The 26,180-nt window shown below is 61.9% G+C and carries 21 protein-coding genes; 16 read left to right on the forward strand and 5 right to left on the reverse strand.

Annotated elements, in window-relative coordinates; all coding sequences use genetic code 11:
• Positions 1 to 350: 350 nt before the first annotated feature.
• The 13 genes from OR16_RS47310 to OR16_RS17430 all read left to right on the forward strand — a co-directional run bounded on the left by OR16_RS47310 (position 351) and on the right by OR16_RS17430 (position 19,389).
• On the forward strand, positions 351 to 6,224 hold the full coding sequence (locus OR16_RS47310; RefSeq protein ID WP_006159256.1) for a filamentous hemagglutinin N-terminal domain-containing protein: 5,874 nt from the start codon (positions 351 to 353) through the stop codon (positions 6,222 to 6,224).
• Positions 6,158 to 11,044: a hemagglutinin repeat-containing protein gene (locus tag OR16_RS44600; RefSeq protein ID WP_006159257.1), complete on the forward strand. Its 4,887-nt coding sequence runs from the start codon at positions 6,158 to 6,160 to the stop codon at positions 11,042 to 11,044. The genes OR16_RS47310 and OR16_RS44600 overlap by 67 nt, the downstream gene beginning before the upstream one ends.
• Before the next feature lie 173 nt (positions 11,045 to 11,217).
• Positions 11,218 to 11,535 carry a hypothetical protein gene (locus tag OR16_RS17410; RefSeq protein WP_043420148.1) on the forward strand — a complete coding sequence of 106 codons (318 nt, stop codon included), beginning with the start codon at positions 11,218 to 11,220 and terminating at the stop codon, positions 11,533 to 11,535.
• Between the two features lie 644 nt (positions 11,536 to 12,179).
• A complete protein-coding gene (locus OR16_RS43540; protein WP_141639882.1) occupies positions 12,180 to 12,593 on the forward strand; it encodes a hypothetical protein in 414 nt (137 codons plus the stop codon).
• A gap of 200 nt (positions 12,594 to 12,793) precedes the next feature.
• The gene (locus OR16_RS43545; RefSeq protein WP_006159258.1) at positions 12,794 to 13,249 is read left to right on the forward strand and encodes a hypothetical protein; all 456 of its coding nucleotides are present in this window, start codon (positions 12,794 to 12,796) and stop codon (positions 13,247 to 13,249) included.
• Between the two features lie 143 nt (positions 13,250 to 13,392).
• Positions 13,393 to 13,713 (forward strand): hypothetical protein, encoded by a 321-nt coding sequence (locus OR16_RS44880; protein ID WP_202801086.1) that lies wholly within the window; start codon positions 13,393 to 13,395, stop codon positions 13,711 to 13,713.
• A 233-nt stretch (positions 13,714 to 13,946) separates the two neighbouring features.
• Positions 13,947 to 14,138, forward strand: a complete 192-nt coding sequence (locus OR16_RS48280) for an Imm42 family immunity protein (RefSeq protein ID WP_423739663.1) — start codon at positions 13,947 to 13,949, stop codon at positions 14,136 to 14,138.
• A 35-nt stretch (positions 14,139 to 14,173) separates the two neighbouring features.
• Positions 14,174 to 14,455 carry an Imm42 family immunity protein gene (locus OR16_RS48285; protein ID WP_158001367.1) on the forward strand — a complete coding sequence of 94 codons (282 nt, stop codon included), beginning with the start codon at positions 14,174 to 14,176 and terminating at the stop codon, positions 14,453 to 14,455.
• Between the two features lie 141 nt (positions 14,456 to 14,596).
• On the forward strand, positions 14,597 to 15,241 hold the full coding sequence (locus tag OR16_RS39825; protein WP_237717099.1) for a hypothetical protein: 645 nt from the start codon (positions 14,597 to 14,599) through the stop codon (positions 15,239 to 15,241).
• Between the two features lie 173 nt (positions 15,242 to 15,414).
• Positions 15,415 to 15,903 carry a hypothetical protein gene (locus tag OR16_RS17420; protein ID WP_141639884.1) on the forward strand — a complete coding sequence of 163 codons (489 nt, stop codon included), beginning with the start codon at positions 15,415 to 15,417 and terminating at the stop codon, positions 15,901 to 15,903.
• A gap of 71 nt (positions 15,904 to 15,974) precedes the next feature.
• Positions 15,975 to 17,747, forward strand: a complete 1,773-nt coding sequence (locus OR16_RS17425) for a ShlB/FhaC/HecB family hemolysin secretion/activation protein (RefSeq protein WP_043420149.1) — start codon at positions 15,975 to 15,977, stop codon at positions 17,745 to 17,747.
• Positions 17,748 to 17,909: 162 nt separating this feature from the next.
• Positions 17,910 to 18,359, forward strand: a complete 450-nt coding sequence (locus OR16_RS43555; RefSeq protein WP_141639885.1) for a hypothetical protein — start codon at positions 17,910 to 17,912, stop codon at positions 18,357 to 18,359.
• Between the two features lie 601 nt (positions 18,360 to 18,960).
• Positions 18,961 to 19,389 carry an NUDIX hydrolase gene (locus OR16_RS17430; RefSeq protein WP_006159262.1) on the forward strand — a complete coding sequence of 143 codons (429 nt, stop codon included), beginning with the start codon at positions 18,961 to 18,963 and terminating at the stop codon, positions 19,387 to 19,389.
• Between the two features lie 157 nt (positions 19,390 to 19,546).
• On the opposite strand, the gene OR16_RS17435 is transcribed toward OR16_RS17430, so the two are convergent.
• Entirely contained in the window at positions 19,547 to 20,059 is a 513-nt protein-coding gene (locus OR16_RS17435; protein WP_006159263.1) for a GrpB family protein, read from the reverse strand.
• Positions 20,060 to 20,107: 48 nt separating this feature from the next.
• Positions 20,108 to 21,004 carry a LysR family transcriptional regulator gene (locus OR16_RS17440; RefSeq protein ID WP_006159264.1) on the reverse strand — a complete coding sequence of 299 codons (897 nt, stop codon included), beginning with the start codon at positions 21,002 to 21,004 and terminating at the stop codon, positions 20,108 to 20,110.
• 156 nt (positions 21,005 to 21,160) lie between these two features.
• On the opposite strand from OR16_RS17440, the gene OR16_RS17445 reads away from it, so the two are divergent.
• Positions 21,161 to 21,631 (forward strand): CidA/LrgA family protein, encoded by a 471-nt coding sequence (locus tag OR16_RS17445; RefSeq protein ID WP_043420150.1) that lies wholly within the window; start codon positions 21,161 to 21,163, stop codon positions 21,629 to 21,631.
• Positions 21,624 to 22,316: an LrgB family protein gene (locus OR16_RS17450; RefSeq protein WP_006159266.1), complete on the forward strand. Its 693-nt coding sequence runs from the start codon at positions 21,624 to 21,626 to the stop codon at positions 22,314 to 22,316. Before OR16_RS17445 ends, OR16_RS17450 begins: the two co-directional genes overlap by 8 nt.
• 182 nt (positions 22,317 to 22,498) lie before the next feature.
• Here the strand turns inward: OR16_RS17450 and OR16_RS17455 are convergent, their stop codons facing one another.
• The 3 genes from OR16_RS17455 to OR16_RS17465 are packed head-to-tail and all read right to left on the reverse strand — an operon-like array spanning position 22,499 to position 25,132.
• Complete coding sequence (locus OR16_RS17455) at positions 22,499 to 23,563, reverse strand: Bug family tripartite tricarboxylate transporter substrate binding protein (RefSeq protein WP_237717100.1); 1,065 nt, start codon at positions 23,561 to 23,563, stop codon at positions 22,499 to 22,501.
• The gene (locus OR16_RS17460; protein ID WP_006159268.1) at positions 23,556 to 24,566 is read right to left on the reverse strand and encodes a uroporphyrinogen decarboxylase family protein; all 1,011 of its coding nucleotides are present in this window, start codon (positions 24,564 to 24,566) and stop codon (positions 23,556 to 23,558) included. The genes OR16_RS17455 and OR16_RS17460 overlap by 8 nt, the downstream gene beginning before the upstream one ends.
• A gap of 38 nt (positions 24,567 to 24,604) precedes the next feature.
• Positions 24,605 to 25,132, reverse strand: a complete 528-nt coding sequence (locus tag OR16_RS17465) for a cysteine dioxygenase family protein (RefSeq protein ID WP_006159269.1) — start codon at positions 25,130 to 25,132, stop codon at positions 24,605 to 24,607.
• A 136-nt stretch (positions 25,133 to 25,268) separates the two neighbouring features.
• Between OR16_RS17465 and OR16_RS17470 the strand changes: the two genes are divergently transcribed.
• Positions 25,269 to 26,171, forward strand: coding sequence for a LysR substrate-binding domain-containing protein (locus tag OR16_RS17470; RefSeq protein WP_006159270.1), 903 nt, complete (start codon positions 25,269 to 25,271; stop codon positions 26,169 to 26,171).
• Positions 26,172 to 26,180 lie beyond the last annotated feature (9 nt).

Consider the following 26,180-nt stretch of genomic DNA (forward strand, 5'->3'; position numbering starts at 1 on the left):
ACAAATCCTATTTATTTAAGCGCCTAGGATAGGACAAATCCTAGGCGTTGTTATTTATCCCGGCGCTAATAACACGCCGCGCGCCTGTCTTTCAATCCCCCTTCAGTAGGTCAACGCCGGCCCGCGCTGCCCCATCTCCCGCTATGCCGCTTGCAGCCGTGGATTGGCGGTGGGCAATCTCGCCATTGCACGTCTGCATTATCCATTTTCCTATTGCATGTCTGATTGACCGCATCGTCGGCATGATTAAATAATGTAAGTCAATTCAAAGGGAATGACGATTGTCCTCAGTCATTCCGTCAAGATGCCATTCATCAAAAATGCGCCGCTAATTATGGGGCGATCCAATCATGAACAAGGGCAGTTTCCGTCTGGTCTATAGCAGGCATCGCGCGATGCTGGTCGCCGTTGAAGAATCGGCCACCAGCCTCGGCAAAGGCCAGCAGGGCGGCGCGCGCGCGATACGGCGCAGCCGCGGCGCAGGGCAGGGCACAACGCGCGTCGCATCGACGGCGGCGGCGCTGCCAGCCATGCCGCTCGCGCTCTTTGCGCTGCTTGGGCTGGCTGCCCCGGCCACGGCCCAGATCGTGGCGGACCCCAATGCCGGCGCCAACCGTCCCGGCGTGATCCAGACCAGCAACGGCCTTGCGCAAGTCAACATCACGCGCCCCTCGGGCGCGGGCGTGTCCACCAACGCCTACACGCAGTTCGACGTAGCCAGGGGCGGCGCGATCCTCAACAACTCGCCCACTATCGTCTCGACCCAGCAAGCCGGTTTCGTCAACGGCAACCCCAACCTGCTGCCGGGCCAGAACGCGCGCATCATCGTCAACCAGGTCACCAGCGCGCTGCCCAGCCAGCTGCGTGGCTACCTGGAAGTGGCCGGTGGCCGGGCCGAAGTGGTGGTGGCCAATCCCAACGGCATCATGGTAGATGGCGGCGGCTTCATCAACACCAGCCGCGCCACGCTGACCACCGGCGTGCCCGTGTACGGCGGCACCGGCAGCCTCGACGCCTTCCGCGTCACCGGCGGCCAGATCTCGGTGCAGGGCGCCGGGCTGAATGCCGGCAATGTCGACCAGGTAGACCTGATCGCCCGCAGCGTCACCGCCAACGCGGCCATCTATGCCAACAACCTCAATGTCATCGCCGGCGCCAACCAGGTAGACCGCGCCACGCTGGCCGCCACGCCCATTGCCGGCACCGGCCCCGCGCCGGGCATCGGCATCGACGTGAGCCAGCTCGGCGGCATGTACGCCAACAAGATCCTGCTGGTCGGCACCGAGGCCGGCGTGGGCGTGAGCCACCGCGGCGTGCTGGCCGCGCAGGCCGGCGAGCTGACGCTCAGCGCGCAAGGCCGGCTCACGCTCGCCGGCAAGACCAGCGCCACCGGCAACCTCGCCATCGCCGCGCGCGACGGCGTGGAGAACAGCGGCACCACCTACGGCGCGCAGGCGGTGACGCTCGATACCGCCGGCGCGCTTGGCAACAGCGGCACGCTGGCGGCGCAACAAGCCTTGCGCGTCAACGCGGGCAGCGTCGTCTCCAGCGGCACCTTCGGCGCGGGCGTCAACGGCGACGGATCGGTCGGCCAGCAGGCGGACCTGAGCGTGGTCGCGGCCGGCACGCTGTCAGCCAGCGGCAAGCACCTCGCGGGCGGCAATGCCAGCCTGCAGGGCACGGCGCTGCAGCTCGCGGGCAGCCAGAGCGCGGCGCTGGGCAATCTCAGCCTCACCGCCAGCGCGGGCGATATCAACCTGAGCGGCGCCAGCAGCAACGCTGGCGGGGCGCTGAGCGCCAATGCCAGCGGGGCACTCGTCAATGACCGGGGGCAACTGGCCAGCCAGGGCACCACCACCATCACGGCCGCCAGCATTTCCAACCAGGGCGGACAGATGCTGGCGCAAGGCGCAGCCACGCTGCGCTCGGCCGGCGCCGTCAACAATCAGCAAGGCGAGCTGCAGGCGAGTGGTGCGCTCGCCGTCAACGCCGGCTTGCTCGACAACACCGCGGGCCGCATCGAGGGCGACCTGGTCAGCATCCGCACGGCAGGCGACCTGGCCAACCGGAGCGGTGCGATCAACCAGCTTGGCAAAGCCGACACCCGCATCAGCGCGGGCGGCGTCCTGGACAATACCTCGGGCACGCTGGCCACCAACGGGAAGAACCTGACGGTGGACGCGCAATCGCTGTCCAACGACAGCGGCCGCGTCGCGCACGCGGGCGACGGCACGCTGGCATTGACCAGCGGTGGCGCGCTGGGCAATGCCGCGGGCACCATCCAGACCAACGGCACGCTGGACGCGCGGGCCGCGGGCGCGGTGACCAACACGCGAGGCCGGATCGAAGCCGCCGGCACGCACGGCGCGCTGTCGCTCGCCGCCGCCAGCGTGGACAACACCGCCGGGCGCATCGTCAATGCGGGCGACGGATTGACCCGCGTCCAGGCGCAGCAGGCGTTGGTCAACACCAATGCGGGCTGGATCGGCGGCAACGGCAAGGTGGCGCTGGTTGCGGACAAGCTGGCCAACCACGGCCAGATCACCGCCAAGGGCGATGCCAACCTGGATGCGCAGTCGCTGGATAACGACCAGGGCAGCGTCACGGCGGGCGAAGCCCTCACCACGACCGTTGCCGGCGCGGCAAGCAACCGCCAGGGCACCCTGTCGGGCGGCGTGGTCGATCTCTCGGCGGCACGGCTGGACAACGCTGCCGGCCGTATCGAGGGCGACCAGGTCGGCATCCGCACCACGGGCGATTTGTCCAACCGTGGCGGCGCCATCAACCAGTTCGGCAAGGCCGACACCGTTATCAACGCCGGTGGCGCCGTCGACAACACGGCGGGCACGCTGGCCACCAACGGCAAGAACCTGACGGTGGATGCGCAGTCGCTGGCCAATGACGGCGGGCGCATCGCGCACGCCGGCGACGGCGCCCTGACACTGACGAGCCGGGGCGCGCTGGGCAATACAGCCGGCGCCATCCAGGGCAACGGCACGCTCGCCGTGCAGGCGGTTTCGCTGGACAACACCCGGGGCAACCTGTCCGCGCAAGGCACAGCGCAGGTCAGCACGGGCGCGGACCTGGTCAACCGCCAGGGCACGCTCTACGGCCAGTCCGGGCTGTCGCTCACCAGCCAGGGCCAGTTGGACAACACCGGCGGCACGGCGCAGACCAGCGGCGATTTGTCTGTCGCCGCCGATGGCACGCTCAGCAATGCCGGCGGCATGCTCACGGCCAACGGGGCGCACGGCAAGGCCACCGTCTCCGCGTCCGGCATCGACAACCGCGGCGGGCGGCTTGCCAACGCGGGCGACGGCGCCACCACCGTCACCGCCGCCGGCGCGCTGGACAACACCGGCGGCACGCTGGGCGGCAACGGCGACGTGACCCTCGCCGCCACCGATCTCGTCAACGCAACCGGCGCGCAGATCGCCTCGGCCGGCGCGCTCACGCTGGGCGTGACCCGCAGCGTGGACAATCGCGGCGGCAGGATCTACGGCGCCAAGGGCCTGGCACTCAACCAGGCCAGCACCACGCTCGCCAATGACGGCGGCAACGTGCTCGGCGGCACCGACGTGCAGCTCACCCTGGCCGCCATGACCAACCAGGGCGGCGCGGTACGCGCCAACCAGGACGTGGGCGTCTCCAGCCGCGGCGGCACCGTCAGCGGCAGCGGCGAGATGACAGCGGGGCGCAACCTCTCGCTCAACGTAGCGGGCGACTACCTCAACGACGCCGCCAACAAGCTACGCGCCGACGGCGACCTGCAACTCCGTGCCAGCGGCGCGGTAACCAACACCGGCACGCTGGCGGCCGGCGGCAGCCTGGCCGTGCACGGCGCCAACGTGAGCAACGCCGCCGGCGCCAGCATCAACTCGCAGGCCACCACCGTCCAGGCCGACGGCACCATCACCAACGCCGGACGCATCGAAGGCAACGCCGTCAACACCATCAGCGGCACGCTGGCCAACACCGGCGCGGTGATCGGCAACACCGTGCAGGTGCAGGCAGCGGACGTGATCAACACCGGCCCGGCCGCCGTCATCGCCGCCGCGCAGGACCTCAAGCTCTACGCGTCCAGTTCCGTCTCCAACCTGGACGGCGCGCTGATCTACAGCGCCGGCAACCTCCAGATCGCCCGCGACGGCACACGCGACCCGGATACCGGCATGCTGGCCAACCAGGTCGGCGTGCTCAACAACCGCTCGGCAACGATCGAAGCGGACGGCGACATCGACATCGCCGCGCGCACGGTCAACAACACGCGGACCAGCATCGTGACCGAACCCGGCACGCCGCAGACGAGCACGCAGACGCTGTCGCTCTGGGTCGCTGGGCTGGGTGACGGAGAAACCAACGGTCACACGAGTGCCACGTTCCCCGGATGGAAGTGGCGCTTTACGGCGGCAGGCATCAGCGGGGACATGGTCAACGCGCTGCGCGACCCGGTCACCCTGGAAGTGCCAAAATCCACCGTGGTCAATCTCAATACTGCGGCCAAGACGCTTTCCTTCACGGAGCCGCCCTTCGAGACCTACGTCGGCAACGACAACCCGATGTGCGGCGACAACGGCTGCACCGGTGGAGGCGGCCCGGGCGGGCGCCCGTTTGCCACCAACCCAACCCAGTACTACCAGGACATCCAGGACACCGGGTCCACCTACAGGATCACCTTCTGGCCCGACTGGGATCCGGCCAAGCATCTCCGCCCGGACCAGGTGCGCGTGCGCTACGACCTCGGCCCGGACGTGCACGACTACAACGAGGTCTCCCGCACCACCGTCACCACCGTCGCCACGGATCGCCTGGTCAGCGCGACCCCCGCGGCCAAGGTCCAGGCCCAGGGCACCATCCGCATCAACAGCGACGACGGCGGCATCCTGAACCAGTCGTCCATCATGGCTGCCGGCGGCAGCCTGATCCGGCGCGCCGCCGGCGGCGGGGTACAGGACGTCGGCACGGTGCTCCAGCAGACGGTCAGCACCACCGACACATCCACGTTCTACTGGCACCAGAAATCCGGCGGCAACAGCGACGAGCAAACGGTGCCGTATCCGGCCACGCCCCAGGCGCCCACCACGGTAGGCGCGCTGCCGGCCCTTGCCACCGCCAACCAGGCGGTGCAGACCACCGCGCAGGACATCACCGTCGGCTCCGTCAACCGCGTCGGCCAGACCGTCACCGGCAGCGGCGTGGCGGGCGGCAGCGCCTCCGGCACCCAGCTTGGCAGTGTCGCGGGCAACGCCGGCGCCGCGCCAACCCTCGGCGCCGGCGCCGTCGCAGCCGCCACCGGCACCACCAGCCGCCCGCAGACGCTCGGCACCGCCGCCGGCGGCATCCCCAACCTGACGCTGCCCGTCAACGGCCTGTTCACGCTGCGCCCGGCCCCGGCCACGCCCTACCTGATCGAGACCGATTCACGCTTCACCCAGTACAAGACCTTCCTCTCCAGCGACTACATGCTGGGCGCGCTCGGCCTGGACCCGCAACAAGTGCAAAAGCGCCTCGGCGACGGCTTCTATGAAGAAAAGCTCGTCCGCGACCAGGTCACGGCACTAACCGGCCGTACCTTCCTGGCCGGCTACACCGACCAGCTAAAGGAATACCAGGCGCTGATGAACAGCGGCGTGACCTACGCCAAATCCTTCGGCCTGTCCCCCGGCGTAGGCCTGTCCGACGACCAGATGCGCCAGCTCACCACCGACATGGTCTGGCTGGTAGCGCAAGACGTGGCGCTGCCCGACGGCACGCACCAGTCCGTGCTGGTGCCCAAGGTCTACCTGGCGCAGTCCAACGCCGTCGACCTCAACAGCACCGGCGCGCTGGTCACCGGCAACAGCGTGGCCCTCAATGCCAGCGGCAACGTGAACAACAGCGGTCGCATCGTCGGCGACGTCGCCACGCAGGTGCTCGGCAATAACATCGTCAACCGCGGCGCGATCGGCGACACCACCGGAACCACCGTGGTCCAGGCGCTGCAGGACGTACGCAACCTGGGCGGGCGCATCGGCGGCCTGGACGTGCTGGTGCAAGCCGGGCGGGATGTAGTCAATGAAACGCAGACAATTACCGAAGTCCGCACCATCGGCCCCAACGGCTACAGCGCGGGCGCCACGGGCGTGGCCGCGGTGCCATTTCGGCAACCGGTAATGCCGTGGTGCTGGCCGGGCGCGACGTTACCCTCAGCGGCGCCGTGCTCGAAGCCGGCAAGGGCGCACTGATCGGCGCCGGACGCGATCTCACCGTTGGCGCGGTCACCCTCGGCACCACGCAGGACACGGTCTCGCGCGGCGGGCAGAGCTATTCCCACGACAAGACCAGCACGGTGGCAGGCAGCACGGTGCAGGCAGGCGGCAATGTGGTGGCGGTGGCCGGGCGCGATGCCGCGCTGGCGGGGTCCAGCGTGGGAGCGGGCGGCGATGTGTCCCTGATCGCCGGGCGGGATCTCACCGTCACGGCCGCGAAGGACACCACCGCCCACAGCGAAGGCTCGCTGGGCGGCAAGGGCGCGTCCTACACGCAGGCCGCCTATGACGAAACCGTGCGCGGCAGCACCGTGCAAGGCGGCACCAGCGCCACCCTGGCGGCCGGGCAAGCCGCGCTGGCAGCCGGCCTGCTGCAAGCCAACGGCATCACCGCCGCGCCCGTTGCAGGTGCTGGCACAGGCAAGGGCAGCGTCACGCTGACCGGCTCGGAAGTCAGCGCCGGCAAGCCCGACACGACCGGCTCCCGCGTCAGCATCGTCGCCACCCAGGACATCACCATCGGCGAAGCCCGGGAAGTGCACGACGCCAGCTACGACAGCCGCAGCAGAAGCAGCGGCCTGCTCTCGCGCAGCTCCAGCCACGACCAGACCAGCAGCCATGCCGACCTTGGCGTAGGCAGCCTGGTCAGCGGCGACAGCGTGCGCGTGACCGCCGGCAACGACCTCACCGTGCGCCAGAGCGGCATCGCCGCCACCGACGGCGTCTCCCTGGCCGCCACCAAAGGCAATGTGCTGATCACCGCCGGCAAGAACACCCGGGAAGAAAGCTACGCGCACGAGCAGAAGTCCTCCGGCCTCTCCGCCTTTGCCGGCAAGGGTGGCATCGGGGTCTCGATAGGCAGCAACCAGGCCAACAGCGCCGGCCACGCCGTTGCCGTCACCCAGAGCGACGCGCGCAGCACGGTGGGCGCCACCAACGGCAATGTCACCATCAGCGCCGGGGGCGACGCCACCATCCTCGGCAGCGACCTGATCGCCGGGCGCAAGGACGGCAACGCCAGCGCTGGCCATATCGACATCCAGGCACAGAACATCGCCGTGCTGGCCGGCGTGGACCACATCACCCAGGAAAGCAGCCAGAGCAACCGCTCCAGCGGCCTGTCCATGGCGCTAACCGGCACGCCGCTCGACACGGTGCGCAACCTCCAGGACATCCAGCGCAACCCCAGCGCCGTCACCCGCACCAAGCAAACGCTCAATGAACTCGGCGCCGCCGCCTTCACCGCGCCGCAGGTTGGCATCACCTTTGGCAGCAACCGCAGCAGCAGCCAGGTGGAGACCGAATCGATCTCCCAGCGGGGCAGCCAGCTCACCGGCGCCGGCGATATCCGCCTGCGCGCCACCGGCAGCGGCGACAAGGACGCCAACGGCAAAGCCACCGACGGCAATATCCTGATCGCCGGCAGCACCGTCAGCGCCGGCGCCGCCGCCATCCTCGACGCCCAGCGCGACGTCCTGCTGCAAGCCTCCACCGACAGCTACCGCGAAACCACCGGCTCCAGCAGCAGCGGCTGGAGCCTGAGCACCGCCGCGCCCTCGCTTGGCGACATCGGCCGCTTTGTCGGCGGCGGCCCCAACAACGGCGGCGTCACCATGCTGCCGTACGGCAACCAGAAGGCCAGCGCCAGCGGCGACGCCAGCGCCGCCCGGCAAAACGCCACGGTGGTCACCGGCAACACCGTCGCCGTCAAGGCCCGCAGCGGCGACATCACCATCGCCGGCAGCGGCCTGTCCGCCGAAGGCGACCTCACCCTGGCCGCGCTGCAAGGCAAGGTCGACATCTTCTCCGGCCAGGACAGCAAGACCAAGCGCACCGACAGCAGCAGCCGCCAGATCGGCGACCTGGGCGGCACCGGCTACACCGGCACCGTCGGCATCCGCACCGAGTCCCACCATCTGGACACGGCGCAGACCACCGAGAACACCATCCGCAGCCAGGTGGTCAGCCAGAACGGCAACGTCACCATCAGCGCCAAGGACGACCTCACCGCACGCGGCGCCGACATCGCCGCCGGGAAAGACGTCACGCTGATCGGCAAGAACGTGGTGCTTGACCCCGGCAAGGACACCGCCAACAGCCACCAGGTCGACAAAACCAGCCAGTACGGCGTCACCCTCGCCCTGTCCGGCTACGCCGTGACCGCCGCGCAAACCATCGAGAACGCCGCCCGCGGCATGGAAGACAGCAAGAACGACCGCCTGCGCGGGCTCTACGCGGCGCAGGCCGCGCTCGCCGTCGCCAACGGCGTCAGCACCGTCCGGGACCTCGCCAGCGGCGGAACGGGCGGCACCGCGCTGATCAAAGCCGCCGTCAGCATCGGCGGCGGCAGCTCGGAGTCCGAATCCCGCAGCCAGGCCAGCGCCAGCCAAGGCACCACCATCAAGGCCGGCAACGCCGTCACCATCGTCGCCGCCGGCGCCGGCGGCAAGGACGCCAACGGCTACGCCACCGATGGCGACATCACCGGGCGCGGGGTACAGATCGACGGCAAGACCATCACCCTCAGCGCCGCCCGCGACGTCAACCTGGAAAGCGCGCAGGACACCGCCAGCCAAAACAGCAAGAGCAGCGGCAGCAACGCCAGCATCGGCGTGGGCCTTGCACTCGGCGGACAGCAAAACGGCTTCACGCTCGAACTCGCCGCCAGCCAGAACAAGGCCAAGGGCGACGGCGACTCCGTCACCAACCACAACAGCCACGTCAGCGCCAGCGAAAAGCTCACCATCACCAGCGGGCGCGACACCAACCTCAAGGGCGCGCAAGTCATCGGCGACACCGTGCGAGCAGACGTAGGGCGCAACCTCAATGTCGAAAGCCGGCAAGACACCGACAACTACCACAGCAGCGAATCGTCATCCGGCTTCCAGGCCAGCCTGTGCGTGCCCCCGATCTGCTACGGCACCACGGTCAGCGGCAGCGTAAGCGTATCGAGCGGCAACACCGACAGCACCTACAACTCGGTCAGGGAGCAAAGCGGCATCTACGCGGGCGGTGGCGGGTTCCAGGTCAGCGTCAAGGAGAACACGGACCTGAAGGGCGCGGTGCTGGCCAGCACAGCTAACGCTGGCAAGAACAGCCTCACCACCGGCACGCTGACTACCAGTGATATTGAGAACAAGGCGGAGTACAGCAGTGGTTCGTCGACCATTGCAGCTAGCTTCGACAGTGGTCAGAGCCTGCTGAAGAACAGCGTGAACACCCTTGCGTCCACGGCGGCGGGGAATGCGCAAAAGGCAATCGAAGGCGATGCCGCCGGCACTACCAAGAGCGCCGTTGCCAATGGCACGGTCACTATCACCAATGCCGAGGCGCAGAAGGAGAAGACTGGCAAGACTGTGGACGAAACGCTTGCCAGCTTGAATCGGGATACGGATGGCGCTAATCAGGCTATCGATAAGATCTTTGATGCGAAGAAGGTAAAGGAGCAGCAGGAGGAGAACAAGGTCCGGGCCGAACTGGTGCAGCAGTTGGCGCCGATGGTTTATGACAAAGCAGGAGACCTTCTCAAGGGCCAGCCCACGGCGACCAAAGTGGCCGTGCACGGCCTACTGGGCGGTCTTATGTCAATGGCGATCGGCGGCGACTTTGCGGCTGGCGCAGCAGGCGGTGCGGCCGCCAAGCTGGCAGTGGAGTCATTTGGCGCTCAACTGCTTGGTATGGAAGGCGTCAGCGTAGAAGACAGAAAGGCGCTGGTGCAGCTTGCGGGCATGATCGTTGGCAGCTTAGCAGGCGGTGCTGCCGGTGGATCCAGCTCTGACTTGGCTTCGGGCGGTAGTGTTGGCAAGGTTGCCACGGAAAACAACTATCTGAAGCACCAAGAGATACTTGATTTCACGAAGGCAAATCAATCCTGCACGGCAAGCGGTAACGCAGAAGCTTGCCAGGAACGTGACCGCCTCTCTGCACTAGACAAGCAGCGTGATGCAGCTCTGTCGGCCTGCGCGGGGAGCAGCAGCGCGGTTTGCACAGGTTTGCAACAAGAGGTTCGCTCCGCCCAGGCCGAGATACTTCGTAAGCGGAACGACACCTTCGGTGCATTCGGCGTGAGCCCAGTCGACTACATTCTGCTTGCCATGAATACAGAGGCGCAGGCGGCGGGAACGATGTCGAAGGTTGATCGCCTTGTTGGCACCGCTACCGGCGCCGGGCATGCAATCGCCCAGGGGCTCGCCGACATGGCAAAGCTGGCGGGAACCGTGGTGGCCTCGGGGATGGGTGACCAGAAGGCGGGTGAAGAGTTGCGAGGCACAATTGATGGCCTGGGGCGGCTTCTGGCGAATCCGACAGCCTGGGAGGCGTTGATCAGTAGTGCTACGGCTGAGCAGAGAGAGAGACTGGCCTCGGCTTACGAGAGGGGAGACGCCAAGGAAATTGGGCGAATCGGTGGTGAGTTGGTTACGTATTTGCCGTTTGGTGGACCAGTTGGGGTAGTCAAGACAGCGACAACGGCGGCGGAGGAGGCCGCAAAGGCGGCAGCCCTCGGAAAGGGCGTAGGGATCACTGGTGCAAAAGGGAGCCAGCCCGTAGTTGGAGCTGGAGGTGCAACTGATGGTTTCAATGCAGCGCAAGGTGTCGTTGCATCTCGAATCAACGTGCGGACGGGCGATGCAGCTGTTAAAAGTAGTGGGCTTGAATATGCATGGGCGAAGCATGGCGGTGATTGGGGGCCAAATAAATCTGCATTCACGATTTCTAAGGATGAATTGAAGGTTGTTTTACAAGACCCGTTGGTTGTGAAAACGCCGGCATATCAATCACCGACCCGTTGGTTGTGAAAACGCCGGCATATCAATCACCAACATCTGGTAACTTCATTCGAACAGTTGATTTGGGGCGACCAGTCGGTATTGATGCCAAAGTTGGGGGGCAGTCGACGAATTTCATGACGGTTATTACTGATTCAAAAGGAAATTTGGTCAACGCATTTCCAGGGAAAACTTTTTAGGCTATGTATTATTTAACTGTTTGGGATAAAGATCTGGCAGCCACAGGAAAAGATGGAGCTTTGAGTAGGCTCGAAATACCAATGGATATGGCAAATTTTTTATTCGCATTAGATTCTGAGGAATTTCCTATTCTTTCGAGCTTGAGCTTCGATGACTATGATCTGATTTCTGGTGATGTAATCGAGTCGCTTGCTCATGAGTTAATTGAAGTCGTTAGAATAAATCCATCTGCTTCTGGATTTATTGATTTAATGCTGAAAAAGATTCTTGAGGCGCGCTCTTTGGAGAAAAGCATTTTGTTTGATCCGTTTAGGGGTTAGTGCTTGGTGCAAAAGGAACTGTGCCTAGGGAAATGCTGACTTATTCGGTGCGGCGGTCATCATTGAAGGTGAGTTGAAACCGAAGCGGAGATGGATGTATATGACCTACAGTATCCCAGGATCTATGCCTTCAAAAACACTTGCCCAGTTATTTCAAGAGTCCCAAGGTCAGCCAGTAATTCTCGATGATGCGTCCGTGGTGCCGATGCATCGGCTCCCTCTGGCGGCGGGGAAATGGCACGTCGGTGTGGAGCGAGTATCAGCCAAGAATAGTCCAGTTCAAGGACTTAGACTAAAGGTTGATCGTGGTTGCATCACCGTCGCAGGCCAGAGGCAGAAAGATATCGTTCTATGAGCAGACACCTGTCCGGATGTTGTTGATCTGGAGATTTCAGGTGCCTCGGACACAGTCTTGAAGGCTTGGAATGTGTGGCGAGTTGACGGGGTGATTCAGGCTTGGATCGGTAACGCTGGCATGATTGTCGAGGGCAATGCAGAAATAATTAAATTTCGTTGCAGCGATGGAACGTCGGAGCCAGAATTTGATGATTTTATCGCATTGCTCATGATCGAATCGAAATTGAACTAGTTCGAGTAACTGCACGTCATGTGATCAAGAATGTCAGGTGTGAAAGGTGGCCGGTATGGAAAATAGTATTTTTGTTCCCCTTCATGCTGTTCCATCGGGGCTCAACGAGATTATTAATTTTATTACCTCCGGATTCTCCGGTGTTGGGGGATCGGTGCCAAATATATACAGCAGTAAATCGTCATATATTGATAAGAGCTGGAAATATTGCTTCGTTTTCGTAAAGGGCATTGATTCTGGTGAGAAGTGCTGGGTTTCGTTTTGTGAGACAACTCCCGATGTCACGGGGGATGATAAATGGACGTGGTTGGCTGGTGTAACAACAAGAGGGGAATGGGGTTTTGCAGGCGTTGTTGCATACGCACTATGTAGTTACGCCGATTCTATTGTCTACAATGATTCAGGTGCACTAACTGGTCAGGATGAATGCTCAGTTGAGGAGCTAAAGACCATTTTATCTAGTTATTAAGTCGGAGATTTTCCGAAGCCTGGATTGAGGTGCGTGAAGGGTATTTCGCTGATACGCCGGAGAGTCGTGTATTACTTTCGAGAGTGGTCGGGTAAATTCAATGCTGTGATTCTCGTATTTCGGCAAAATCCAATCCATTGGGGGCGGAGTATTGATCCCGGCGGGATAACCATTTCTAACAAGTTAATGGGGCTGCAGTAATGGGATCCGACGATGCAAAGCAAGGACGGGAGTTGCTTGATTTTATTGAAAAATTCGGTCGGCTCGCTTGGCAAAAAACTGAATCTAGATATCCAGAAATCCAATTTAGAGGTCAGCAACCGAAAATGGAAGATAGGTCGGCGATGCCGCCTTATACTAGCTTTCGATTTGAGAATGAAGATCCGGAAGTAATTCATAGACTTAGATTCGCGGTAGAAACGTACAGCGGAGAGATTGAGTGGGTCATGGAAGGACACTCGCGAGATATGTTTCCGGGAACAACAAACTGGGTTATCTATCCAAAGAGAACATCTGAATCTCGGAAAATCGCTCTCGATGCTGGCATGGTGGCTGGTCAATATATGGCACTGAACTATCCGGAGTTTGGGCCGATAGCCTACGCTGATCTTTTGGGGTTGGTCTCACACGTTCGATCAGTATTTTCCGGTGAATAACTGTAAGGTAGTTTCCTCGTTATATTGTTTGATGGACGCGGAGGCGAGCGCTCGGCCGGGTGGTCTAATTTTTGACGCCCGTGCAAAGTGCGGAGAATGCTGCCTGAATAGTTCCAGTCACCTGGTTACTGAGGATGGAGATAATGAACGAGTCAGATTTGACCATTGAGCAAGCATATCGTGCAATGTTCTATTTTCTTGAACATGAATACGAGTTGACAAAATCGGATGAGCTCGGGGGAATGCTTGGGTCCCTCTCCTGGCAGGTGTGGGAGGGCGGGCATGGACCGGCTGATCCCGCAGCCTGGAAAGACTGGCTCGAAGCGGCACGAAAAGCCAAGGCTATCGGAGAGGATGCCTCGCCTAGTTACGCCGATTCTATTGTCTGCAATGATTCTGGCGCACTAACTGGTCAGGAAGAGTACTCCGCCAAAGAGCTAAAAAATATTTTATCCGGTGATTAAGTGGGAGTTTTATGAGATCCAGGTTCGAGCGAGGATTGGAATCTCCCAGGGAGGGCTAACAAAGCTAGGCGGCGCGCAGAAGCTATCAGGAATTCTTTGGCGTAAATATTATTATTAATCATGAATTCCGCAGGTTGGTCTGATTGTGTCGGCGAAGGATCCGCTGTCGGAAAAATATTTAATCGCATTGATAGTAGCGCCGTTCGGTAACTTGGGAAGGGGATGTGAGTATGATGTTCGGTGACCCGCAGGAGTTTGCAGTGATATACGAGGTGGTTCCGGATTGGTCCACGGCTACTATTAAGAATGGCTTGTTTCTACTGGCAATAGAGTCACGGCTAATTCCTAGCGTTGTGCAGACAATAACAATATCCGCTGCGATTCACCAAATGGTAACGCAATGGGAGACTGCTTTGCCCGCCTGAAAGTGGATGTCCGAGGGCGAGACGCGAAATCGTTGATGCAGGAGGCGATTTGGTCTCGCGGAGGTGAGTTTCCGGGGCAAATCCCGAACACAGTCGAGTGGTCCGGGCCCGTCGTCGGCATTGACCTTACGCCTATTGAGATTGCTGATGAAGGATGTTGGATATATTTGTTTCTGGACGGAAATAATAATCGTTTGATCTACACGACTGATTTTGGATGCAGTGTTTGCGAGAAATTTGTGGCCAAAGGTACAGTTTTGAAGGTGATTTATAGCCTATTCTCGGTGCGTGATGAATGGTTGGGGGTTTGGAAATAAATAGTTTATATTTATTTGTTATTTATTTTTAATGATAAATAAATATAAATTAGCGCATTGTTGTTGGTGTGGAGATAAGAAAGTCAATGAAGGATGATTGATAGTGAAATCTGGGCGTAGATGAGGTATGTGGAGTTTTTGGTGCGTAGTTTCGCCTTTTCCGGTGTGCGGATCATTGAGTGCGTCGATTGTTATTGGTCGTCGGTAAATAAAATTGTAATCGGTTTAATTTTCCCTAAAAATAAAATCATGAAAAATCTGTTTTTAATCGGTCTTTTCCTTTCCACCACCACTGCTTTTGCAGCCAGCCCAGTTCTCCTGGAAACCCCAGTCACCTACGCCGCCGGCGCCAGCGTAGTCGACCAGGTCAAGTCCGAATGCCAGATCGAGAACATGCTGACCACCCGCGTCGGCGATGTACTGCGCAAGCGGAACAAGACGGGCGACGGCACGGTCGCGTCCACGGGCGATGCCAACGGTGCGCAGGTGCTCCGGCTGCAGATCACCCACATCCTTGGTGTTGGTGGCGGTGCCTGGACTGGCCCTAAAGCTATCACCGTGACTGCCGATCTACTTGAAGGCGGCAAGGTCATCCGCAATACCAAGATCAACCGGTGGTCGGTGGGCGGGATGTGGGGTGGTTTCAAGGGGACGTGCTCCATCCTGGACCGTACCGCTGTTGCTATCGGGAAGGATCTGGGGCGTTGGGTTGGCGATCCGTCCTATGTGATCAAGGGCCGAGCCGGTGGCAGAAGCTGCGCCGGCCCCTGCGGTCGCTCCGGCTAGCGTGGAGTAACCCGCTGCCATTGTTTCCTTGTCCGGCTGGGGTCGCAGGCGTTGTGCTTGACGCAGCGCGCGCGACACCTTGGCCGGACGTCGTATCCGGGATTGCTTTTCCCGGCGTTACCAGCAAGCAAATATAAAGAAGTAGCCATATGGGTCAACTCTCTCGCTTCGCCATGCTCGCGCTGCTAGCCCAGCTCGCCGGCTGCGCATCGGTTTCCACGCTCGCGCCGCCGCTCGGCCCCGATGATCCGTCTGCCGAGCTTTACGGCACAGGCGGTTTCAGCATGACCATCCCGCAGGTAAACCAGAAGGGCTGCTACCAGGGTGACGCCATCCTAAACACGCAGTCCGCGGCGCCGAACATGAAAGTGCGCGCCGGCCGTCCGCTGGTGATCGCGATTGACGGTGCCTCCGGCATCCATCGCTGTCGCGATATGGTCCGGTTCAAGCCGGAGGCAGGTCACAAGTACGTCGCGCATGGCAGGCCGGGGCCGGATGAGGAATCGGCGAAGGTGTCCATCTGGAAGCAGGCGGTGAGCGCGAACAAGCCTTACTGCCATATCGCGGTGTTCGATGAAACGGACGAGGCCGATGTCAAGCCGGTCCCGATCAAGCGGGTCGAGCCGCGTCAGCGGGGTTTTACCTGCATTGGCTTCGATTAATGGCGTGGGCGGTTTGCCGCGCGCGGGTGCCGAACATGAAGTGACGCTTGGTCACGTCAATACGAGCTTTCATGCAGATCAAAAGAAGATTGATTGCCACCATGCTTTCGGTGGCAGGCGGTGCGGGTTACACCAGTACGTCATTGCGTGCCCAGGTGCCTCCCGCAAATCCAGGTCAGGCCGCCATCCTCTCCGGCGCCGAACAGGAACAGCGCGTGCGCCAGCAGCAGGAAGCCCGCGAGCGCGCCCAGGCCGTCCAGGCGCCGGGCGTGCGCGCAGCGCAGCCGGCGGCGGAGGGGTTTCCCGCGTTGCCGGTTGAGCAGCCGTGCTTTCGCATCGAGCGCTTTGTGCTCGAAGTGCCGGCGGAGTTGCCACTTGCGCTGCATGCGCGCGGTGCGTCCGCTTTGCCGCAGGATCCGTTCGCCTTTGCCCGTGCGTGGCTGGATCACTACCAGGGTGCCTGCATCGGCAAGCAGGGCGTGGATATGCTAGCCAAGGGCGTGTCGCACGTCATCCTTGGCCGGGGCTATGTGACCACGCGCGTATTGCTGCCTGAGCAGGACCTAAGCACCGGCACGCTGCGCATGGCGCTGATACCTGGCGTGATCGGGCAGTTGCGCTTTGCCGAGCCGGATCTCCGGGGCACGTGGAAGAGCGCGTTTCCGGCACGCCCCGGCGATCTGCTGAACCTGCGGGACCTGGAGCAGGGCCTGGAGCAGATGAAGCGCGTGACCAGCCAGGATGTGGACATGCAGGTTGTGCCCACCAGCGTGCCCGGCCAGAGCGATGTGGTGATCGCGGCCAAGCGGACCAAGCCGTGGACGGTGGTGGCGTCGATGGACAACTCCGGAACGCGCTCCACCGGCAAGCTGCAGGGCAACCTGAGCGTGGGCATTGACAATCCGCTGGGCCTGAATGACTTGTTCAACGTGGGCTACAGCCAGGATCTGGCCTTTGGCGACCGGCGCCATGGCACGCATGGCTGGAACGGTTTCTACTCGGTGCCGTGGGGCTACTGGACCGGCACGGTGTCGGCGTATTCCAGCACCTATTACCAGCAGATCGCCGGGGTCAACCAGACCTTTGTCTCCAGCGGCAATTCGCAGACGGTGGATTTCAAGCTGCAGCGGGTGCTTAGCCGCAGCCAGAACGATGTGCTGGGCCTGCAGTTCCGGCTGTCCAAGCGCTTTGGCAAGAGCTTTATCGAGGATACGGAGATCGAGCAGCAGCGGCGCAACAACACGGTGGTGGAGGTGGGCATCACCGATCGCCACTACTTCGGCGCGGCGCAGTTCGACGGCAGCCTGGCCTACCGCCAGGGCGTGGCCGGCCTCGGCGCGCAGCCCGATACGCTGGCCGAGCTGGGCGGCCCCACCTGGCGCTACCGCATGGCCGTGCTGGATGCCAACCTGTCGGTGCCGTTCAAGCTGGCCGAGCAATCGCTGCGCTATGTCACCACCATCCGTGGGCAGTTCACCAATGACCGCCTGTTCTATATCGACGCGCTGACCATCGGCAGCCGATACACCGTGCGCGGCTTCGATGGCGAAAGCCTGCTGGCGGGGGAGCGGGGCTTCTACTGGCGTAATGAGCTACAGGCGCCGCTGGGCGGGAGCGGGCAGGCGCTGTACGCGGGGCTGGACTATGGGCGGGTGTTTGGGCCGTCTACCCAGGGGCTGGTGGGTACGCAGCTGGCGGGTGTGGTGATTGGGTTAAGGGGTGGGTTGGGGTCGAAGCTGGGGGCGGTGTCGTATGACTTGTTCCTGGGGACGCCGGTGTATAAGCCGGCGGCGTTCCATACGGCAGGGGTGACGGCGGGGTTTCAGCTTGTTTATCAGTATTAGTGCGGCATTGGCGATGCCATCGGCACCACCGTGATCCTTGTGCTGCAAGACGTACACGACCTGGGCGGGCACATCGGCGGCCAGGATGTACTGGTGCAAGCCGGGCGGGATCTTTTGGATCGAACGGGATTGCAATTTATTTAAAAATACAGGGAAATAATCATGTATATTTATGAGTCACATATACAAGATTTGTTGAATATTGGTCGTGCAATCATTGTTCCCATTGAGATTGGTGATCAGTTCGGTCGATTTGTGGAAGGGCTTCCCTGGGGCGCCAATGGAAGCGGGCTGAATTGGGCACGAATCGACGGGTTGCGAAAGGAGTTGCCATCATCTTCCGGCGTGATTTTGTCTGAATGGCTATCAGGGACGAATATCAATAACGACTCATACGTCGTTTTCTGGTTTTCATTTGGCGAGCCTTGCATCGCCTGTGAAACTCAATTTGCGATGTATAACGTAGATCACGCATTTTGGAAGGCGCCGGGCCGAAGATATCTGTTCGGTTTGAATATTCGGGATGGGGAATTTATTCCGGAATATTCGCATTTTGCTGAGTATGATGGGGCTAATGAATTGATTTTTTGTGTTGCTGGTTATAGGGGGTGAAAGCGGAGGGGGTGATTTTGTGGGGGTGAGGTTAAAAGTCTAACAAACTAATAAGGCTGCATTAATGGAATCCGACGAAACAAGGGAGGGGCGAGAATTACTTTGTTTTATTGAGGAGATCGGTCCGCTCGCTTGGAGTAGATTTTAGTCTATATATCCGATTTTCAAATTCAAAGACCAAGATCCAATATATGAAGACCAATCGAAGATTCCGCCTTTTGCCAGTTTTAGATTTATAGTTGAAGATCCGGAGGTAATATCGAAAATAAGGTTGGCTGTGGGTGAGTTTGAGGGGAGTGTTAAGTGGATAATGCTGGGCCGTTCTCGGGACTCGTTTCCGGGCACCACCAATTGGATGATTTGCCCAAGACTGGCTATGGATATGTCCGCGACGGCGCGAGAGGCGGGAATTACTGCGGATCAGTATGTGGAGGAACACTATCCAGACTTCGGGCGATTGGCCTACGCAGATCTGCGTGGATTGGTTGAGCATTTGAAGGCGGTACTTTCGGAAAAATAGCCGTGTATGGATCATGGTGTTAATCCACATCATTTACGCAGAGGACTGAGTATTTATGTTGGAGTCCGTTCAAGGAGCCACATGACCGCCATAAAAGCGTGCCCGATTATTTTGCGCAGTCGTCACGATATCGTACATATCCTCGCATTCAAACATCCCGCCGCAGGCTACCAGTTGGTCAAGGGCACTATTGAACGGGATGAGTCTCCTTCGGAGGCGGCAATCCGGGAGCTCTGTGAAGAGTCAGGGATTTGCGACGCTCACGTGGTTGCGGATCTCGGTCTTTGGAACGCTTCCTATCAGGAACAAATCTGGTCTTTCCGGCTATGCGAGTCGGGGGCGGAGTTTCCTGACGCGTGGACCTTCGAGACAAGCGACGACGGCGGCCACATGTTCGAGTTTTATTGGCAACCGCTGCAGTGGGACTTGCCCGAACAATGCCACCCCCTCTTTCAATCGGCTTTGCGCGAGGCTCGTAGGCGAATCGAAGCGCTAACCAGGTCGGTGTGAGTGATCCGCATGCCCGTATGGCGAGGGTGCTGTCCTCGATTCCGCGGTTGTAAAGTACCTTTGCTAACGACGCTGGTGAAGACGGAATGTCCCGTTAGCGTCTGCTACAGAAGTAAACTGTCGTTCCGGCAGCACACGACCGGTGCCTCTGTTTTTATCACTTTGCTGAACTCGCACGCGATCCCATCAAGGCGTCAATAAAGGGGGCCTTCTTCGCAAGGTACTCGGCGATGCCATCGCGGTTGTTTGCTTCGAGCTCAAATTTCAAATCCTGATACTGCTGTCGAATAACAGGATCGCTCCTGAGAAGATCGCGAAATCGGAGCATTCTCTCAATCTGCCAGTGGCCACTAATACATACGTGCACCTTGTGCGTTCGCACCCCATCAACATCGCGGCGATAGAAATGGTGCCCTGCTGAAAGATCGCTTCCCCGAACGTAACCCAGTGCGCTCATGAAGTTGTCTCGGGCTGGTTCGTTGCGATGCGCTGAGATCTCAACCAAGAGGTCGATCTCAGGCTTGGCCGCGAGTCCTGGAACGGCGGTGCTTCCGACGTGATAAATATCGACAAGTTCGGCGCCAAAGCCCTTCGCTATACGTTCCTTCTCGGTGACGAAAAGAGCCGGCCATCTGCTGTCATAGTGGGAGATTTTGCTGGTGAGCGCCATTGTGTCTATTGGTAGTATTCGCGCCCGCTAGGGGCGAGCCGGGCGTCATCATAAGTCATCCTTTTGCTCCGCCCCAAAAGCCTCCTCACAACCAACCAGCCAGGCCCGCGCCGCCCGCGACAAATACCCCTCCCGCCAGACCAGCCCCAGCTCCCACACCAGCGCAGGCGCAACCAGCGGCCGGATCGCTACCCGCTCTGGATCCAACTGCCCGGCAATCGGCGCAGGCAGTATGGCCACGCCCACATCGGCCGCGACCAGCTCGCCGATAAAGTCCCAATGCCGGCTTTGCCCGGCAATCTGCGGCGTATAGCCGGTGGCCTCGCAGGCGTCCAGGATGACGCGATACAGCACGAAGTCGTCCTCGTACATCACGAAGGGCAGGGTGGCGAGGTCCGCTAGCCGGACCGCGCCGGCGCGGCGTGGCGCGCGTTCGGCGGGAAACACCGCGACCAGTGCCTGGCGGGTTACGGTGAGGCTGGCCAGGCCCGCCACGGCGGCGGGGAGCACCGTAACGCCGAGGTCGAGCTGGCCCGTGGCTACGCCTTCTTCCAGCGCGCGGCCGCCTTGCTCGCTTAGTCGCAGCTTTACCCCGGGGTACTGGCGGCGATAGGCGCCGATCACCGGGGCGAGGTAGCGGCCAGCCATGGGTGGGATGCCTACCTTGAGCTCGCCGCGCGCCATGCCGTCGACTTCGGCCACTTCCTGGCGCAGCCGTGCCACTTCGGCCAGCACGGACTGGCTGCGGGCGAAGACGACTTCGCCGGCGTCGGTGAGCTGTACCGTGCGGCCTTCGCGCAGCAGCAGGGGGCCGCCGAGTTCGTCTTCCAGGCTCTTGACCATCTTGCTGATCGTCGGTTGGGTCACATGCAGGGCTTCTGCGGCGCGGGTAAAGCCGTTCTGGCGGACAACTTCAACGAAATAGCGCAGGGCGCGGATATCCATGTGGGCTCCTCCGAAGTGGCGTGCGTGGGCAATCACGGCTTGCCATTCCAATCTGGCATCGAATCAATAATTTATATTCATTTTATATATCGAAGTGCGCTTCGTACACTAGCGTCACTGCCACGCCTTGCGTGGCGCCATAGCTTGAATGCTCCGATGCCACGCGCTGTTCCTGTCACTTCTCCTGTTTCCACCACGTCCGCTACCTCGCCGCCGCCGGCTGGTGCTCGCCTGCGCGCTGGCGCCATCGCGCTGGCCCAGGTCGTGGCGCTGTCGGCCTTGTGGCTGCTGGCCGACTGGCTGCGCGGGCGCCTGGGGTTGCCATTGCCCGCCGGTTTGATCGGGCTCCTGGCGTTGGCCGCGCTGTTGTTCAGCGGGGCGGTGCGCGGTGGCTGGGTGCGCCGCGGGGCGGACTGGCTGCTGGGCGAGATGTTGTTGTTCTTTATCCCGGCGGTGCTGGCGGTGGTGCAGTATCCCGAGCTGGTCCGGCATCAGGGCTGGCGGATCTGCGCGGTGATTGCCTTGAGCACGCTGGCGGTGATGGTGGTGACGGCGCTGGTGGTGGAGCAGGTGGTCCGGCTGGAGCAGCGGCTGGCGCGCCGCACGGGGCAGCCGCATCATGCATGACACCGTGCTGGCAGCGCTGAGCCTGGTGGCTACCGTTGCGTTCTACTACTTCAACAAGCGTCTCTATGCGCGCCGCGCGCGGCTGTGGCTGATGCCGTTGCTGGCCACGCCCATGGTGCTGATCGTGCTGGTGCTGGCCGCGCATATCCCGTATCGCGACTATATCGCCGACACGCGCTGGCTGATGTGGCTGCTTGGCCCGGCTACCATCGCCTTCGCGCTGCCGATCTACGATCACCGTGCGCTGGTGCGCCAGCATTGGTTGTCGATTTCGGTTGGCGTGCTGGCGGCGGTGCTGACCTCGGTGCTGAGCTCGGTCTGGCTGGCGCGTGGCTTTGGCTTGTCGGTGATGTTGCAAAAGGGGCTGGCTGTGCGCTCGGTGACCACGCCGTTTGCCGTGGATGCGGTGCGCGCGCTGGGCGGGCCACCGGATCTTGCCGCGATCTTTGTGGTCATTACCGGGCTGACCGGCATGGCGATCGGCGAGACCGTGCTGGCTTGCCTGCCCTCGGTGCGCAGCCGGCTGGCGCAAGGGGCGATCTTCGGCGCCGCGGCGCATGGCGCGGGCACGGCAAAGGCGCGGCAGCTTGGCGAAGTGCAGGGCGTGGTGGCGTCGCTGGTGATGATGATCGCGGGGCTGGTCAGCGTGCTGGCCGCGCCGCTGATTCGCAGCGTGTTCTTTTGATCCCGATGATGAGAGGCGGTCTGCACGCGGGTATTCGGCCTACGTGGTGGGCAAAAAGCTCAGGCACGCTCGCAGCCTCCTCGAGATCCGTGCACCCCACGCTTGCGAGATTGCGGGCTTAGGATAGCCAGGCCAGCACAAGGGGTGGGGCCCAGGATGCGGGTCGATACCTGGGCGCGCGCCTACTGTATCTTGATACTCGCCTGGCTCACCACCGTTCGCCACTTCACGAGTTCGGCGGCCAAGTGCGCAGACAGTTGCTGCGGCGTGCCGCCCAACGGCGTTGCTCCCATCTCAGTGAACTTGCGGATCACCTCCGGGTCGCGCAGCACTTCGTTCAGCGCCGCGTTCATGTGCATCACGATGGGTTCCGGTGTGTTGCGGGGCGCGAGCATCGCGAACCAGGTCGAGGACATCAGCTTGGGGTGGCCAAGCTCGGCAGTGGTCGGCACATCGGGCAGGGCCGGCGAACGCTGGTTCGACATGACGGCCAGCGCGCGCACCTTGCCGCTTTTGATCTGCCCGAGGATGCCAGGCACTAGTTGGAACATGGCCTGGATATCGTCGGCGAGGAGATTGGTGGTGGCCTGTCCGGGGGAACTGTACGGCACGTGTATCAGGCGGGTGCCGGTCTCGCGCATGAAGAGTTCGCCGGCCACGTGCATGGAACTGCCGTTGCCCGTGGAGCCGTAATTCAGCTTGTCGGGGTTGGCCTTGGCAAACGCAATGAATTCGGACAGGTTCTTGACCGGCAGGCTCTTGTTGACCACCAGGATATTGGGCACATCGGCCACCAGCGCCACCGGTGTGAAGCTCTTTTGCGAATCGAACGGAAGCTTGGCATACAAGCTGGGATTTACCGCCAGCGTGCCTGCCCACGAAAACAGGAACTTGTACCCATCCGGTACGGCCCCGGCGGCCATCCCTACACCGATATTGCCGTTGGCACCGCCACGGCTCTCAATGATGACTGTGGCGTGGAGTTGCTTGTGCAATTGCTCCGCTAGCACACGTGCCAGGGTGTCAGCCGTTCCGCCACCGCCCGGCGCGGGCACGATGATCTGCACGGGCTTGGACGGGTCGGGCCAGTCCGCCGCCACGGCGGACGACAGCAGACATGGAACCAGGGCCGCCGCAGCGGCCAGGCAGGCCAGGGTGTGACGCATGTTGTCTCCTTGATCTTTGTAGGCGGCAATTGGGCGCCGCCCTATTCTTGGTTGGTGCCGGCTCGCGGCGGCGTCAAGCATACAGGGCTTGCTCCTGCGGCGCTCGCGCGGCCCGGAACACGGCGCGTATCGCCGTGTCCGACGTTGCAACTGGCAGAACACAGCCCGGGCCAACCATCAGGCGGCGGCCGTCCGTTTGCGCTATTGCGTTGTGCACCTCATCCGCAATATCCTGCTCGCTTCCGTGAAGCAAGGTGTCGTGCTCGTTCAACCCACCCACCAGCAGGCGCGTGAAGCGCGCCGCCGCCGCCTCCAGCCCTGGCTGGGTCAGGCGGTCGTGCCAATTAAACATGTCGACCGGATACGTCGCAAGAAGATCGAACATGATGTCGTCGCCGTGCGCGTGCAACATGTTGAGTTGTGCGTGGCCACGCAGCGCAGCGAGCACCTCCAGATCGTAGCGGCGCCCGAATCGCTCATACTCTTGGGTCGTTAGCATGCGGCTCGACGCCAGTTGCGTTGCGAAGAACACGCCGTGCGCGCCGGCCTCCAGCGAGTCCAACGCGAACTGGATCGTGGTGTCCGTGATTACCCGCAGCGCCGCCTCAAGCGCATCCGGCTCGCAGCGCAGGTCAGCAAATAGCCTGTCCGTACTCAACTTGCGCGCCGTGGTTAGTGGGCTGAACACGGTTTGCAGAATGGGTACCGCGCCGCGCAAGGACCGTGCAGCGGCGCGTAACGCCTCGTTCTGACGGCCATAGGAGCCCAGTTTCACATCCAACGGCCGGATTCGAAGCCAATCCTCCGTTGTTCGCACTGGTGGCGCCACCACCGCGCGCGCGCCGTTGGCGCTGCCCTGGTATGCCGTGACAGCGCCCCAGTCTTCGACGCCGTATGTGCCGGGTGGCATGAATTTGACCAGGTCAAAATCCCATTTTCGCTGCCACTCCAGTGTGTGCCGCACAAGTTTGTCCACGTCTAGGTCGTCCTCCGGAAAGTGGCGCCACAACGCAACGGGAGTACGGTCGGTGGCGTCGCCCAACAGGGCGGCTTCAATGCGCTGCCAATGATTCATGGTCTGCATGTGTTTGCTCGCTTCGATGTTTGCGGAATTCGGCGGATTCACGAGGCCAGCGCGAGGACTCGGTTTACGCCGGTGGCCACGCGTGCGGCCTCCACGCCGTACACGTGGACGGAAATCGCCGTTTCGCCGCCAGCGTTGCCCAGCCGATGGACCTGGTCCAGGCCGTCCGTCCCGCTGCTGCCCGCGCCGACGGCGCGCGGCTGCCAGTGAAGCGGTGTGGCGCGCAGGCTCTGGCGGTCGCAGGCGTAGTAGTGCTCTTGGAGTTCCCCCTGAACCACCGTCAGCGCACACCAGGTGTGGTGCGCGTGCACCGGGCTGAACTGCCCGGCCTGCCACACCAGCGCCACTACCGTATAGCGACCCTGCGGGTCGGCCTGCAGTACGTGGCGCGCATAGCGCTGCGGGTCCGGCTGGCACTGCGCTGGCGTTAGCCAGTTACCGTCGGCGAAAGCCGCCTGCAAGGCGTGTTGCACCGCGCCGGGCAAACGATCCGGCGGCAAGGCCATTGCGGCGTCGATCACGCGGGTCAACGCGGCCAGATTGTCGGTTTCCAAAGTCAAGCACATAGGGGTTTTTCCCAGTAACAGTTCGTTTTTCACAAAATCTATGACACAAGGCATTGCAGGCGCTTAGTCTTTCACTTAGTGAAATGCAGAACAAACGAGATGTTTGGAAAACAGCTTTTGTAAAATACAAAACCTCATGCACTACAGCCTGATAGACCTGAAACTGTTCGTGGCAGTGGCCGACGCCGGCAACGTGTCGCGAGGCGGCGCCACATGCTTCCTGGCGCCCTCGTCGGCCAGCCTGCGCATCAAGCAGTTGGAGCAAGCGCTGGGCACCCGGCTGTTCGTGCGGGAGGCGCGCGGCGTTTCACTGACACGCGCTGGCCAGGTCATGCTGGAGCACTGCCGCCGCTGCCTTGCCGAGCTGGAGCAGATGCACGCCAACCTGGCACCTTATGCCGAAGGTGTCCGGGCGCAGGTCACGATCTTTGCCAACAGCAGTGCGATCGCTTCGTTCTTGCCGGGGGATCTGCAGACCTTCCTGCGCGACTACCCGGAAGTACGTATCTCCCTGGACGAGCGTCTCAGCCACAACATCGTGGCCGCCGTGGCCGAAGGGCGGGCCGACGTCGGCGTAGTCACATGGGATGACGAGCATCCCGAACTCGTGTTCCTGCCGTACCGTCAGGATGAAGTCGTCATGGTGGTTCCTGAGGGTGACCCGCTGGCCGCGCGCCAGTCGGTAGCATTTTTGGACTGTCTGAGCCGTCCCTTTGTCAGCCTGCAAAGTGGGGCGGCCATTCATACCTTCATGGTGGGCAAGGCCGCAGCTCTGGGACACCACATGGACGTACGCATCCAGGTGTCCGGGTTCGCAGCGGTGGTGGCAATGGTGCGCTCGGGGGCGGGGGTCGGGATGGTGCCGCGCTCGGTGCTGCAGTCGATCAACTGCGACGGCGTGCGCGTCTTGGCGCTGCGCGAAAAGTGGGCGGTTCGGCCACTAAAGCTATGCACGCGGCGAAACGCGGCTGCTTCCGCAGCTTATGTGGGTGCCCTGCTGAGGCAGTTGGGCCAGCAGGCTGACGCTCCGGCGCAATAAGCTGCCCAG

The sequence above is a fragment of the Cupriavidus basilensis OR16 genome (genome assembly GCF_000243095.1).
Lineage (GTDB): Bacteria > Pseudomonadota > Gammaproteobacteria > Burkholderiales > Burkholderiaceae > Cupriavidus > Cupriavidus basilensis_D.

Excerpts from the sequence above, each read along its gene's own strand:
- OR16_RS47310 (WP_006159256.1), top strand. The coding sequence starts at position 351 with ATGAACAAGGGCAGTTTCCGTCTGGTCTATAGCAGGCATCGCGCGATG.
- OR16_RS17410 (WP_043420148.1), top strand. The coding sequence starts at position 11,218 with ATGTATTATTTAACTGTTTGGGATAAAGATCTGGCAGCCACAGGAAAA.
- OR16_RS43540 (WP_141639882.1), top strand. The coding sequence starts at position 12,180 with ATGGAAAATAGTATTTTTGTTCCCCTTCATGCTGTTCCATCGGGGCTC.
- OR16_RS43545 (WP_006159258.1), top strand. The coding sequence starts at position 12,794 with ATGGGATCCGACGATGCAAAGCAAGGACGGGAGTTGCTTGATTTTATT.
- OR16_RS44880 (WP_202801086.1), top strand. The coding sequence starts at position 13,393 with ATGAACGAGTCAGATTTGACCATTGAGCAAGCATATCGTGCAATGTTC.
- OR16_RS48280 (WP_423739663.1), top strand. The coding sequence starts at position 13,947 with ATGTTCGGTGACCCGCAGGAGTTTGCAGTGATATACGAGGTGGTTCCG.
- OR16_RS48285 (WP_158001367.1), top strand. The coding sequence starts at position 14,174 with ATGCAGGAGGCGATTTGGTCTCGCGGAGGTGAGTTTCCGGGGCAAATC.
- OR16_RS17420 (WP_141639884.1), top strand. The coding sequence starts at position 15,415 with ATGCTCGCGCTGCTAGCCCAGCTCGCCGGCTGCGCATCGGTTTCCACG.
- OR16_RS17425 (WP_043420149.1), top strand. The coding sequence starts at position 15,975 with ATGCAGATCAAAAGAAGATTGATTGCCACCATGCTTTCGGTGGCAGGC.
- OR16_RS43555 (WP_141639885.1), top strand. The coding sequence starts at position 17,910 with ATGTATATTTATGAGTCACATATACAAGATTTGTTGAATATTGGTCGT.
- OR16_RS17430 (WP_006159262.1), top strand. The coding sequence starts at position 18,961 with ATGACCGCCATAAAAGCGTGCCCGATTATTTTGCGCAGTCGTCACGAT.
- OR16_RS17435 (WP_006159263.1), bottom strand. The coding sequence starts at position 20,059 with ATGGCGCTCACCAGCAAAATCTCCCACTATGACAGCAGATGGCCGGCT.
- OR16_RS17440 (WP_006159264.1), bottom strand. The coding sequence starts at position 21,004 with ATGGATATCCGCGCCCTGCGCTATTTCGTTGAAGTTGTCCGCCAGAAC.
- OR16_RS17445 (WP_043420150.1), top strand. The coding sequence starts at position 21,161 with ATGCCACGCGCTGTTCCTGTCACTTCTCCTGTTTCCACCACGTCCGCT.
- OR16_RS17450 (WP_006159266.1), top strand. The coding sequence starts at position 21,624 with ATGCATGACACCGTGCTGGCAGCGCTGAGCCTGGTGGCTACCGTTGCG.
- OR16_RS17455 (WP_237717100.1), bottom strand. The coding sequence starts at position 23,563 with ATGCTTGACGCCGCCGCGAGCCGGCACCAACCAAGAATAGGGCGGCGC.
- OR16_RS17460 (WP_006159268.1), bottom strand. The coding sequence starts at position 24,566 with ATGCAGACCATGAATCATTGGCAGCGCATTGAAGCCGCCCTGTTGGGC.
- OR16_RS17465 (WP_006159269.1), bottom strand. The coding sequence starts at position 25,132 with ATGTGCTTGACTTTGGAAACCGACAATCTGGCCGCGTTGACCCGCGTG.
- OR16_RS17470 (WP_006159270.1), top strand. The coding sequence starts at position 25,269 with ATGCACTACAGCCTGATAGACCTGAAACTGTTCGTGGCAGTGGCCGAC.